The sequence below is a fragment of the Agrobacterium cavarae genome (assembly GCF_004310285.1).
In the GTDB taxonomy this organism is placed as follows: domain Bacteria; phylum Pseudomonadota; class Alphaproteobacteria; order Rhizobiales; family Rhizobiaceae; genus Agrobacterium; species Agrobacterium cavarae.
Genome location: NZ_SISF01000018.1, coordinates 50,009 through 62,486 on the forward strand (window position 1 = coordinate 50,009; position 12,478 = coordinate 62,486).

Below are 12,478 nucleotides of genomic sequence, written 5' to 3' on the forward strand. Positions count from 1 at the left end.
GCCGAGGTCGCGTCGGATTCCTTTTCAAACACAACCGGGTTGTACTGAAGGTTGTTGGTCTTGAAGTAGTCGGCGAGGTTGAGCTCGGTCGTCGTGCCCTGCTGAACGCAGACGGCAGCGCCGGAGAGCTCGAGAGCAGACTTCACGTTCAGGCTCTTCTTAACGATGAAGCCCTGGCCGTCGTAATAGTTGACGGTGCGGAAGTTGAAGCCGAGAGACGTATCGCGGCTAATCGTCCAGGTGGTATTACGTGTGAGAACGTCGACTTCGCCGGACTGAAGAGCCGGGAAACGATCCTTCGATGTCAGCGGAACGTACTTGGCCTTGGTCGGATCACCGAAGACAGCAGCAGCGATACCGCGGCAATAGTCAACGTCGATACCGGACCATTCGCCCTTGTCGTCGGGGTTCGAGAAACCCGGAATGCCAGAGCTGACGCCGCAGGTGACGAAGCCCTTTGCCTTAACATCCTGAAGAGTAGCGGCAGATGCAGCCGTTGCAGCTCCCAATACTGCTGCGCCAATAGCGGCTGACAGAAGTGCCTTTTTCATTTTTCCCAACCTTTGTCTCTTTTTTCTCGATTGGAGATGACCGACGCATGCGATGCGCTCGCGACAGTCTCTCCGCTTCACCTCCCGGTGTGCGCCCCTATCACAATCACAATTGCCGCCATGGTCAAGACTTTCGCTGAGCAATTGTGTCTAAAAAACGGAATTTTCAAATTTTCGGCTTTTAAGTAAGCATATGACTATTTTTTGCGCGAAAATAGCTCAAAATCTGTTCATCCTGTCTGACAGATAGACTGGTTTTCCCCCTGCTCAGATAAGCGACTTGACCGCAAGCGCAATTCTTCGGCATCTTCCCGCATCACATTAATGAGAGACTTCCAGCATGAAAAACAAGAACGAGATCCTCGGCGCCTCGGGAGTGAATACGCGCCTTGCCCATCTCGGCAACGAGCCGTTCGACTTTTTCGGCTTCGTCAATCCTCCGATCGCCCGTGGTTCGACCGTTCTTTTCCCGGATGCTGCAACATTGATGTCGGGTGACCAGCCATACACTTATGGCACTCATGGCACGCCGACGACGGACGCGCTCTGCAAGATGATCGACGAACTGGAAGGCTCGGCTGGAACCATCCTCTTATCGTCTGGCCTTGCTGCCGTGACCGTTCCGTTTCTCGCTTATCTATCCGCCGGCGACCACGCGCTGATCGTCGATTCGGTGTATTTTCCGACCCGGCGCTTCTGCAATACGATGCTCAAGCAATATGGTGTCGAGGTCGAATATTATGATCCCGCGATCGGGGCCGGCATCGAGGCGTTGATCCGCCCGAATACGCGGCTCGTCCATCTGGAAGCGCCCGGCTCAAACACTTTCGAAATGCAGGACGTGAAGCTGATTTCGTCCATCGCGCATCGCTACGACTGCGTTGTTACCATGGATAATACCTGGGCAACGCCGCTCTATTTCCGCCCGCTCGATCATGGCGTGGACGTCTCCATCCATGCTGCGACGAAATATCCGGCAGGCCATTCCGACGTGCTGATGGGCTTCGTATCGGCCAATGAAAAGCACTGGAAGAAACTTTGGGACGCCAATACCAATCTCGGCATGTGCGTGACGTCCGACGATGCCTATCAGGTGCTGCGCGGGATGCGCACAATGGGAATCAGGCTGGAACACCACCAGAAAAGCGCGCTTGAGATCGCTCAATGGCTTGAAACGCACGACGACGTCGCCAGCGTCCTGCACCCCGCGCTGCCCAGCTTCCCGACACACCATATCTGGAAACGCGATTTCAAGGGATCCAGCGGCGTATTCTCGTTTGTCCTGAAGGCCGGTCCAGAAAAGTTCAAAGACAAGGCCCATGCCTTCCTTGATGCCCTGTCCATTTTCGGGCTTGGTTTTTCATGGGGCGGCTATGAATCTCTGGCCGTCCTCGTCAATCTTGCCGATCGGACGGTAGCGGCTGGCCCGAGCGGAGGACCGGTTATCCGGCTTCAGATCGGGCTTGAGGATGTCGCGGATATCAAGCGCGATCTGGAAGCAGGGTTTGCCGCGGCGGCGAAAGCCTAAAGCCCTTTTGCGCGGTAGCCATAGAGCCAGTCGAAGTCCGCAAGGAACTTTTCCGGCGGACGAAAAGACAGCAGAACATCGCGCCCGATCCGCAGAGGGCCTCGGGCGTGATAGGCAAAGCTGTTCAGCTTTGCGCGTCTACGGGCCTGCTCGATGCGTGGCATGCGATGCGCCTCAAAGCTTTCAAGCGATGAGCCCAGCGAATTCCCTTGCGCAACGAAAGTGGCCAGTTCAAAGGCATCCTCGATTGCCATTGCCGCTCCTTGAGCGGCAAACGGCATCATCGCATGGGCTGCATCGCCGATGAGAACCGTGTCCAGCCCGTTTTGCCAGCGGCCAGGGCCAGCCTGGAAGAGCGGCCAGAATGTCGGTGTGGAGGGCCGCTCCAATGCGCTCGAAAAAGCCGGATGCCAACGGCGAAACTGCTGGATGAGAAACGCCTTCTGCTGACCTTGCGCTTCCGCGTTCCACGTGTCTCCGGGATTTGCGCCGACAGCAATTGCGACGACGTTGAAACCGCCTGTTTCTGCCAGCGGATAGGCCACGACATGCGCTGATGGGCCGAGGAACGCCGTCACGGCGGTGCGGTTGAGAAACTCAGGCGCGTCATCGCCAGACAGCGTGAAGCGCCAGGCGATGTTGCCCGAGAAGGTCGCGACGGGGCTGTTCGGTACGGCATAACGTGTGCTCGACCAAACGCCATCAGCACCGATGATCAGATCCGGCTCAGTGAGGATTGTCTTGGCAATCTCGGATTTGCTGGCGGTCTCCAGCCTTTTTCCAAGATGCAATCGGCACAGAGGATTGTTTCTGACGGTCGCAAGAAGTGCCTGCTGCAGGCTCGCCCGATGCAGCACGCCGTAGGGTGCGTGCCAACGGCTTCTTGCCACACTCTTCATCGGCAGAGACACGAGCGTCTTGAGCGAAAGGCCGGACGCCAGATCGACCGTCTCGGGCTCAAGCCATGTCTCTTCAATCAGCGGCAGGACATCGAGAGCGGAAAGGATATGAGCGGCATTGGGCGAGATTTGCAGCCCGGCGCCGACCTCTGCGAGTTCGGACGCCTGCTCGACGATGTCACTTGCAATGCCATGACGGGCAAAAGAAAGGGCGGCGGTAAGACCGGCTATACCGGCACCGACAATCGCCACGGATTTAATGGGCATGGAGAGCCCCGATATTTATGGGGTTACGCTGCCTTCACGTGGAAGACGCAGCCGGGAGGATTGGTCTGCGTGGCCTTCAGCGACGGATCGTAGCGATAGAGCGTGGAACAGTAGGAGCAGACCTTCTCGTTCTCGTCGCCCATATCGATGAAGATATGCGGGTGATCGAAAGGAACGGATGCCCCCGTGCACATGAATTCCTTGACGCCGATCTCGATCATGCGGTGTCCGCCGTCGTTCTGGAAGTGAGGAATTGTGTGGCCGGCCATGTTCGTCTCCAAATGCAAGTTCGTCTCTGAGCCAACGCTCGTATTGTTCGAGTATGTAGCGTTAAATCACTCCAACCTCCATAGAAAAGAGCGTTGAATATTCCCAACACCACTATTTCCTGACATATGGTCGGCAAAAAAGGAGGTCCTTGATGAATCTCAACCTGCCGCACTTTTTGTCCTTCCAGCGCGAGGGACTTCAACTCGCCTATTTCGACGAGGGCGACCCGTCCGGCGCACCGGTTCTTCTCATTCACGGATTTGCGTCGAGTGCGGCAGTGAACTGGGTTCATCCCGGCTGGGTGAAGACGCTCGGCGACGCCGGCTATCGTGTGATTGCACTCGATAATCGCGGCCACGGGGCCAGCGACAAGCCGCATGACCCGAATGCCTACTATCCGGCCGTGATGGCTGAAGACGCGGTTGGTCTGCTCAACCACCTTGGCATCCCCGAAGCGCATGTGGTGGGTTACTCCATGGGCGCGCGTATCGCTGCCTTCGTGGCGATGGCACATCCCGATCGCGTCCGGTCGCTGGTGTTTGGCGGCCTTGGCATCGGCATGGTGGATGGCGTTGGGGACTGGGATCCGATTGCGGATGCGCTTCGCGCGCCATCGCTTGATGTCGTCACCCATGAACGCGGGCGCATGTTCCGCGCTTTTGCCGAGCAGACGAAAAGCGATCGCGTCGCACTCGCCGCCTGTATCGAGACATCGCGCGTTCTGGTCACCCGCGAAGAAGCGGCGAAGATTGAGGCACCGACGCTGATTGCCGTCGGAACGAAGGACGATATTGCAGGGTCGGGCCAGGAGCTCGCCGATCTGATGCCGCATGCAAAGGCCATCGACATTCCCAACCGCGATCACATGTTGGCAGTGGGAGATCGCGTCTTCAAGGCGGCGGTATTGGAATTCTACGGCGAACTCGACTGATCGGCGTGATCAAGACATGCCGTTCCACAAAGCTGTCAGAAAAACTGATGCTTTACCACCTTTAACGCTGCTCGCGCATACCCATTTCTGTGCAACGCATTTTTCTGTATACTGAAGCAAACCGGTTTTAAGGACAGCTGACATGGTCGCACGCATAGAGACCCGCCAGAATGATCAGATCACCGTCGTCGATCCGATCTGGGGCAGCCTGTTGAACGAAGCGCGCACAGCCGCTGCGCAGGATCCCCTGCTTTCGGCTTTCTTCTATTCCACAATCCTCAATCACCATTCGCTGGAAGAAAGCGTCATCTATCGCATCTGCGAGTTGCTCGACCATCCGGACATGCAGGCCGTTCTGTTGCGCCAGACATTTTCAGAGATGCTTCACGACTGGCCGGAATGGGGCGCAATTCTGCGCGTCGATATCCAGGCCGTCTATGACCGTGATCCCGCCTGCACGCGCTTCATCGAGCCTATTCTTTACTTCAAGGGTTTTCATGCCATCCAGACCCACCGTCTGGCCCATTGGCTGTGGTCAAAGGGACGGAAGGATTTTGCGCTTTATCTGCAGAGCCGGTCCTCAAGCGTTTTCCAGACCGACATCAACCCGCAGGCCAAGGTTGGCAAAGGCCTGTTCCTTGATCATGCCACCGGGCTCGTCGTCGGCTCGACTGCGGTCATCGGTGACAACGTCTCCATTCTCCAGGGTGTCACGCTTGGCGGTACCGGCAAGGAAACGGGAGACCGTCACCCGAAAATTCGCAGCGGCGTGCTGATTGGCGCAGGCGCCAAAATTCTTGGGAATATCGAAGTCGGAAGCTGCTCTCGCGTTGCGGCTGGCTCGGTCGTGTTGAAGCCCGTTCCCCCCAATACCACTGTTGCCGGCGTGCCCGCCCGGATCGTTGGCGAAGGCGGCTGCAACGAGCCTTCCCGCATCATGGACCAGATCATCGGCGCGGATATCTGATCAACCTCAATGCGATAAAATCACCCATGTGGATCAGCTAGTGGACCGCATGGGCGATTTGCCTCTTTGACTTTACTTTGGCCTTTAAGCCGTGCCACAAGCGGCGCAGATTGAAAATCACGATGTCCTAACGACGCGTCTTCAAGGACGATGGACGACGTGAGAACCGCACAGGAGAAGACTGGTGAAAGCCGACGAAATCAAAAAGCTCGACGCCTATTTCAAGCGTACTTTCAACGACAAGATGGCCGTCAAGGCACGTCCGCGTAAGGATGACTCCGCTGAAGTCTACATGGGTGAAGAGTTCCTCGGCGTCGTCTATATCGACGACGAAGATGGCGATCGTTCCTACAACTTCTCCATGGCGATCCTCGACGTCGATCTTTGATCGCGTCGTACAATTCGCATGATATCAGCCGCCCGAGACAATGGTCTTCGGGCGGTTTTTTGTTGCACCGAAAGGCGGCACGATGACCGGCAAAGCGATTTTTTGTCGTCCACCTCACAAGGCTGGAACCAAATTGTTAACCGCTCGTTTTTTCGCTGTCCCCCCGATGAAGCGTGAGGCGGCGATCAAAACGGGAAGCCCCTGATCCCGCGCCACCTCACGCTTCCCCTTCCTTGATCGCCAGTTCGTTCATAGCCGCGGGTGTGGATCAGCTTGTCCACATGGCGCCCGCTCTCTCGACAAAAAACATCGTCTAAAATCAAAAAAATCGAAATTGCCGCTTGCGGAGAATCTGCGGCCTGACTATAAGGCCCCCACCACAGCGCACGCGCCCTTCGTCTATCGGTTAGGACGTCAGATTTTCATTCTGAAAAGAGGGGTTCGACTCCCCTAGGGCGTGCCACTTCCCCTATTTATTCATGACCTTACGCACAGAGCTTGATCAAGCGCTTTAACCTGTTCGCAGCCTATGCCGGATGGTCACGCGGACGATTCCGCGTGTTGAAGCTTCAAAACATGCATCGCCTGTCATAATGCGCTACGGCGCAAAGGCTGCGTCCAGAACGCGCAACTGCACCCGCTTCTGTCCCTGCCAATGCTCGGCCCCCAAGGTGCCTGCGACATGAATCTGGCGGCCGCGGGCTGCCATCAACATCTGGCCGAGAGGCGCATCCGCGGCACGGAAGGCAATACCGTCGAGCCGCGAGCCATCCAGAGCTTCCAACGTAATCTTGATGTGCGAGGTACCGACGATGCGTACATCGCGCAGCCGGTGCGCCGGCACGGCGAAGATCGGCTGGGAATGGCCCGACCCATAGGGGCCCGCCTGCTCCAATTGGTCAACCAGCGCCAGCGTGGCACCGGACGCGCCGATCGCACCGTCGATTTTCAGCACGCTGTTTTCGACAAGCTGCGACACCGTCTTGTGTGCGGCCTCTTCGAAGAAGGTACGCAAGCGCCCGAGATTGGCGCGCTCCACGGTGAGACCCGCTGCCATGGCGTGGCCGCCGCCCTTGATCAGAAGACCGGCGTCGACGGCATTGCGCACCATCCGCCCCATGTCGAAGCCATTGATGGAGCGCCCGGAGCCGGTTCCTCGTCCTTGCGAATCGAAAGCAATGGCGAAGGCAGGACGGCGAAAGCGATCCTTCAGCCGTGAGGCGAGAAGACCGACGATGCCCGGATGCCAGTTCTCCCTGGCAGTGACAATAACGCCGGCACCAGAGCCATCGCCATATTCGAAGAGCGCCTCCGCTTCGGCCTCGGCGAGCATGGCCGCCTCCATTGCCTGGCGCTCGCGGTTCAACTCGTCCAGCTTCTCCGCAATCACGTCAGCCTGCGTGCTGTCATCCAGTGTCAGAAGACGGCTTCCAAGAGCTGCATCCCCGATACGTCCGCCGGCATTGATGCGTGGGCCGATCAGAAAGCCGAAATGATAGGGCGTGACAGGACCACCAAGTCCCGCCTTCTTGAAGAGGGCTGCCAGCCCGACATTGTTCATGTGGCGTGCCGCAACCAGTCCCTTGACCACATAAGCGCGGTTCAGGCCCTTCAGCGGCACAACGTCACAGACCGTCGCCAGCGCCACAATGTCGAGATAGGTTAGAAGATCAAGCAGGAAGGCCTGGCGGTTGTGCCGCTCTTTCAGCACCCGAAGCGTTGCCACTAGCACAAGGAACACCACGCCCGCGGCGCAGAGATGCCCCTGCCCCGACAGATCGTCCTCGCGGTTTGGATTGACCAAGGCGACTGCGGGCGGAAGCTCGGTTCCGACCTGGTGGTGGTCGATGACGAGCACATCGGTTCCGGCAGCGCGCGCTGCTTCGAGCGATTCATGGCTGGTCGAGCCGCAATCGACGGCGATGATCAGCGTCGCACCATTGGCGGCGAGTTGCTGCATCGCGGCGGGGTTTGGACCGTAGCCTTCAAAGATGCGATCTGGAATATAGATTTCAGGATTGAGACCGAAATGGTGGAGGAAGCGGTACATCAGCGCCGAGGATGCGGCACCGTCCACATCGTAATCGCCAAAGATGGCGATCTTCTCGCGCTTTTCGATCGCGTCGGCAATGCGCTTAGCGGCGTTCTCACAATCCGTCAGTGTGTGGGGATCGGGCATCAGCGAGCGAATTGTCGGATCGAGAAAAGCAAGCGCGTCATCCACGCCGACATTGCGGCCTGCCAGCACGCGGGCGATCAGTTCCGGGATACCATGGACCTGCGACATGGCGAGCGCACGGTTCTGCCCGGCCTGATCAAGCCGCGACATCCATCGCTGGTCCGTTGCCGATCGCTCCACCCCGAGGAAGGCCCTCGGAACGGCATCGACCGTTTCAATCATTACCATAGTCAGCCCGTACCGCCATTCATGCTCTGCTTAACGGGCTAACGACCGATCCGGTCTTTTTCAAGCTAAAACCGGCGCTTGTGTCCCCTGTTACCAAAGCGGCAGGAAGATGAAGGCAGAAAGCCCACATATGATAGCACCGACAAGAAAGAAGAGACGCCAGTCTCGCTCTTGACCCGTGGTCTCGAATTCCAGGCTAGGGACATTGTCATTTGCGCCGACGCGAGGAATTTTGCGGCGGGATACAAGACCCCGCGGATGATCATCTCTGAAGAGCATTTTCGATTTCACGGCAGCGCCTCCCTTCGCTTAGGTGAATTCTGACAGGATCATATCATCAGAGCCAAAGCTTTTGCAAAGCCTACGCAAGGGCGAGAATGATGTTAAAGCGTGACGCGAGGGTTAGAGAAGGCCTTGGGTGACCATAGCCAGAATCACATAGCGTCCTGCCTTGGCGAGGGTCACGATGGCGACGAAGGATGGCAGAGGTTCACGCATCACGCCTGCGACCACCGTCAAGGGATCCCCCACGATAGGAAGCCAGCTTGCCAGCAAAGACCACCGTCCGTAGCGGGCGTACCAGCCTTGCGCCTTTTCGAGCTTGTCGTGGGAAACCGGAAACCAGCGCCGATCACGATAGTGCTCGATGCCTCGTCCCAGATACCAGTTGAGGATGGATCCCAAGACGTTGCCAAGGCTTGCGACGGCGACAAGCAATACAATGGAATAGTGTCCAGTCGTGATCAAATAGACGAGGACCGATTCCGACTGAGCAGGGATCAGCGTTGCCGCAAGAAAAGCAGACGCGAAAAGGCTGAGATAAGCTCCGATGTCACCGCTCATCGCGTGGCCGCTAGCGTGACGTAAGATCCACCTTCGCGCTTATTGCAGCAGAAACGCGCGGAAGTCGTTGACATTGGTGCCCGTCGGACCGGGTGCAAAGAGGTCGCCCGCCAGGAAAAAAGCCGACCACGCATCGTGGCCCGAGAGAAAGGAGCGCGCATCTCCCCCGGCGGCACGGATGCGCGCCACGGTTTGTCCATCACAAAAGGCGCCGGCATTATCTTCCGATCCATCAATTCCGTCCGTGTCCGCTGCGAGCGCCGTTATATCCTCGCTACCCTGCAAGTCGAGAGCGGCCGAAAGCAGCAGCTCGGAATTTCGACCGCCCTTTCCATATGTACCGCCGCCGATCGTCACCGTTGTTTCGCCGCCGGAGAGAAGCACCATGGATTTGCCTGCTGACACGCGGCTTGCAAACTCCCGCGCCAAGGCAGCATGCATTCTGCCGATGTCCTTCGCCTCCCCTTCGATGCAGTCTGAGAGGATGAGCGGTTCCACGTCCCGTTCCACAGCAAGCTTGGCAGCCGCTTCCAGAGAAACACGGGCTGAAGCAATGACATGCACCTCGTGTCCGGCAAAAGTCGCGTCCGAAGGCTTCGGTGTCACCTGTCGGTGAATAAAATCGACGATCTCCTGAGGCAGCGTGATCTTGTAGTCGCGGATCGCTCGCAACGCTTCGGAGGCGTCGCCTTCGTCCGGCACCGTCGGACCGGAGGCGACGAAGGCCGGATTGTCTCCCGGCACGTCGGAAACGATCAGGCTGACGACGCGCGCCGGATGGGCAAGAGCAGCTAACCTCCCTCCCTTGATCCGGGAGAAATGCTTGCGCACCAGGTTCATGGCGGAGATCGGCGCCCCGGAGGCGAGCAGCGCCTCGTTAAGCGCAATCTCGTCTGCAAGCGAGAACCCCTCTGGCGGTGCAGGCAGCAGCGCCGAGCCACCACCGGAAATCAGAGCGATGACGAGATCATCCTTTGTCAGGCCCTGGACGGCGTCGATCAGTGCTTCAGACGCGGAAAGGCCGGCCTCATCTGGAACGGGATGGGCCGACTGCAATATCTTAAAGGTCTGACATGCAGCGACAGGTCCATGACGCGCGACCACGACGCCTTCGAATGGGTGGGGCCACAGCCGTTCGAAGGCTTCTGCCATCTGGCTTGCCGCCTTCCCGGCACCGATCACGACGGTCCGGCCTTTTGGTCTTTGCGGAAGATGTGCCCGGATCGCCTCATAGGGGTCTGCCGCGCGAACAGCTGCGAAAAACAAATCTTCCAGAAATGCGCGCGGGTCGGCAATCACGACTCTCTCCCAAGAGCAATAGAAACACTCTCACCCAGCATGTCTTGTACGGCTACCCGCGACAAGGTCACTTCACGGCAAAAAGACTAGAAGAGCTTCATTCGTATCTTGATGAAACCAGCTATGCGGTTGAAGCGTTCGATGGGTGACAGCCATAAATTTCAACAGGCGCGGGAGAGCCACCATGACAAATACGGAAAATCTCGGTCCGGAATATCAACACCACCACAATAAGAACCGGTTGCTTCACCGCCGCTTCGTCTGGTCTCGCCGGAAGTCTAAGCCATGGGGCCTGACGATTGCGGTGATCGGCACGCTGATCGTCGCTGCCGGAATCGTCGCCGTCACCTATCTGGTGACATCGCATCCCGGAATGCCTGAGCCTAATCCGGGTATCGAAACGCAGGCGATGCGATAGGTTTGATGATTGACACTGGCCGGCGGCCAGAGAACGAGGGATGGGAGCCATTGTGACGGGGATCATCATTACGACGCTGATCGTGGTCGTCTCCGTCATCGCCGTACTCGTCGCTCTGTCGCGCCGGCAGGAGCGGGCGATCACGAAGATTGCCTCCACGGCGCTCCCTAAATCCGACGACGCCACGCCGCTAGACCGGCACTGGGCGGGTATTCGCAAGGGTGACGATGACGCGAGACTGACGGCATTGGCGCTGGTGCAGTCCAACATGGGAGCTTTTGCCGTCCGCGTCGCAACCGCTCGCGCTGCTGGCCGAAGTCTCGATCTCATGTACTATATGTGGAATGCCGATCTCACCGGTCGGCTGATGATGCGGGAGGTTCTTGCCGCGGCGGACCGAGGTGTTCGCGTCCGGCTCCTCCTGGACGATCTCGGTGTCACCATGTCGGACAGGATTTTCCACGCAATTGATAGCCATCCCAATATCGAGCTGCGCCTGTTCAATCCGACGAAGGCGCGGGAGAACATGTTCCGGCGTGGTATCGAGCTTGTTCTGCGTTTCCGCAGCGTCAACCGAAGAATGCACAACAAGGCCTGGATTGCAGATGGTCGCGCGCTGATCATCGGTGGGCGCAATATTGGCGACGCCTATTTCGGTGCGGCTGAGGCTGCGAATTTTCGGGACTTCGACGTGCTTGCTCATGGCAAAGCGGTCTGCGATGCCGAAGAGATCTTCGACGACTACTGGAACAGTGCCGTTGCCATACCGGTGCGGTCACTGCTTGCCAAAAGGCCGAGTAGACTTGCCAGGCTGCGGCGCAAGCTCGATCGTCTTGCGACAAGCGACGCTGCACGGCCCTATCTTCAAAAGGTCGAAAGCCTTCATCACGATGGCCAGTTCCTGATGGCCGACCGACTTCACACCGTTTCGTCCGCAACCGTTTTGGCGGACCCACCAGAGAAAGCCGCTGGCAAGCGCCGCAGCGGACATAATTATCTGATGGAGAACCTGCTGCCGGTGCTGGAAGGCGCCAAACATAAGCTCAAGATCACCTCACCCTATTTCATTCCTGGGCAGAAAGGTGTCGAGACGCTGTCACGCCTTTCGGCCAGTGGGGTCTGTGTTTCTGTGTTGACCAATTCGCTCGCCGCCACGGATGTCGCCGCAGTGCATGCTGGCTACGCACGCTACCGCCGCCCTCTCCTGTTGAATGGCGTCCAAATCCACGAGCTGAGGTCGCTTGCCGACCAGCATAATTCGTTGTCTCTTCGAGGTTCAGGACAGGCGAGCCTGCATACGAAGGCCTTCACCCGTGATGGAGAGACCGGCTTTATCGGATCGCTCAATTTCGACCCGCGCTCGATGTCGCTGAACACCGAAATGGGTGTGCTGTTCAATTCGCCGGAACTGGCGAGCGCAATGGACGACATATTCAAACAGGAAACCAGCCGCGAGATGAGCTTCGAGTTGGCACTCAACCCTAAGAGAAGACTGATCTGGACCGGGCTTGTCAAAGGCAGGCCCCGTCTTTACGGCAACGAGCCCTATGCCAGCCTGTCGAGGCGCGGGATCGCGCTCATCATGGGCATTCTTCCGCTTGAGTCCCAGCTTTAAAATGAAAAGCCGTCCTTGATGCAAGGACGGCTCAGACTGCTGACAAACCCCTGGCGTGAGCTAGGGGTTTATGATTCATTGGGACATGTTGAAGA

The 12,478-nt window shown here is 57.9% G+C and carries 12 protein-coding genes and 1 tRNA gene; 7 read left to right on the forward strand and 6 right to left on the reverse strand.

The window, feature by feature from the left end:
* Positions 1-551, reverse strand: a 551-nt coding sequence (locus EYC79_RS23675; RefSeq protein WP_245495165.1) for a transporter substrate-binding domain-containing protein, incomplete at its 3' end; no start/stop codon positions are given.
* Positions 552-891: 340 nt separating this feature from the next.
* Between EYC79_RS23675 and EYC79_RS01430 the strand changes: the two genes are divergently transcribed.
* Positions 892-2,079, forward strand: coding sequence for a cystathionine beta-lyase (locus tag EYC79_RS01430; protein ID WP_130976973.1), 1,188 nt, complete (start codon positions 892-894; stop codon positions 2,077-2,079).
* On the opposite strand, the gene EYC79_RS01435 is transcribed toward EYC79_RS01430, so the two are convergent.
* Together EYC79_RS01435 and EYC79_RS01440 are read right to left on the reverse strand one after the other, a co-directional pair.
* Positions 2,076-3,245: an FAD-dependent monooxygenase gene (locus tag EYC79_RS01435; RefSeq protein WP_062598130.1), complete on the reverse strand. Its 1,170-nt coding sequence runs from the start codon at positions 3,243-3,245 to the stop codon at positions 2,076-2,078. The genes EYC79_RS01430 and EYC79_RS01435 overlap by 4 nt on opposite strands.
* 23 nt (positions 3,246-3,268) lie before the next feature.
* A complete protein-coding gene (locus EYC79_RS01440) occupies positions 3,269-3,514 on the reverse strand; it encodes a zinc-finger domain-containing protein (RefSeq protein WP_062425477.1) in 246 nt (81 codons plus the stop codon).
* 152 nt (positions 3,515-3,666) lie between these two features.
* Between EYC79_RS01440 and EYC79_RS01445 the strand changes: the two genes are divergently transcribed.
* From EYC79_RS01445 to EYC79_RS01460, 4 genes are all read left to right on the forward strand, one after another.
* Positions 3,667-4,446, forward strand: coding sequence for an alpha/beta fold hydrolase (locus EYC79_RS01445; RefSeq protein ID WP_130976974.1), 780 nt, complete (start codon positions 3,667-3,669; stop codon positions 4,444-4,446).
* Between the two features lie 142 nt (positions 4,447-4,588).
* Positions 4,589-5,413, forward strand: a complete 825-nt coding sequence (gene cysE / locus EYC79_RS01450) for a serine O-acetyltransferase (RefSeq protein ID WP_062598132.1) — start codon at positions 4,589-4,591, stop codon at positions 5,411-5,413.
* A 184-nt stretch (positions 5,414-5,597) separates the two neighbouring features.
* Positions 5,598-5,801 carry a DUF3126 family protein gene (locus EYC79_RS01455; protein WP_062425480.1) on the forward strand — a complete coding sequence of 68 codons (204 nt, stop codon included), beginning with the start codon at positions 5,598-5,600 and terminating at the stop codon, positions 5,799-5,801.
* 388 nt (positions 5,802-6,189) lie between these two features.
* Positions 6,190-6,264 (forward strand) — tRNA-Glu (locus tag EYC79_RS01460).
* Positions 6,265-6,399: 135 nt separating this feature from the next.
* On the opposite strand, the gene recJ is transcribed toward EYC79_RS01460, so the two are convergent.
* The 3 genes from recJ to EYC79_RS01475 form a co-directional block, all read right to left on the reverse strand.
* Positions 6,400-8,202: a single-stranded-DNA-specific exonuclease RecJ gene (recJ, locus tag EYC79_RS01465; protein ID WP_165456935.1), complete on the reverse strand. Its 1,803-nt coding sequence runs from the start codon at positions 8,200-8,202 to the stop codon at positions 6,400-6,402.
* Positions 8,203-8,610: 408 nt separating this feature from the next.
* Positions 8,611-9,051: a YqaA family protein gene (locus EYC79_RS01470; RefSeq protein ID WP_130976976.1), complete on the reverse strand. Its 441-nt coding sequence runs from the start codon at positions 9,049-9,051 to the stop codon at positions 8,611-8,613.
* Positions 9,052-9,090: 39 nt separating this feature from the next.
* A complete protein-coding gene (locus EYC79_RS01475) occupies positions 9,091-10,350 on the reverse strand; it encodes a glycerate kinase type-2 family protein (protein WP_130976977.1) in 1,260 nt (419 codons plus the stop codon).
* Positions 10,351-10,534: 184 nt separating this feature from the next.
* Here EYC79_RS01475 and EYC79_RS01480 point away from each other — a divergent pair, with 184 nt between their 5' ends.
* Positions 10,535-10,768, forward strand: a complete 234-nt coding sequence (locus EYC79_RS01480; protein WP_062425485.1) for a hypothetical protein — start codon at positions 10,535-10,537, stop codon at positions 10,766-10,768.
* 40 nt (positions 10,769-10,808) lie between these two features.
* Positions 10,809-12,383, forward strand: coding sequence for a phospholipase D family protein (locus tag EYC79_RS01485; RefSeq protein WP_130976978.1), 1,575 nt, complete (start codon positions 10,809-10,811; stop codon positions 12,381-12,383).
* The last annotated feature ends 95 nt before the right edge of the window (positions 12,384-12,478 follow it).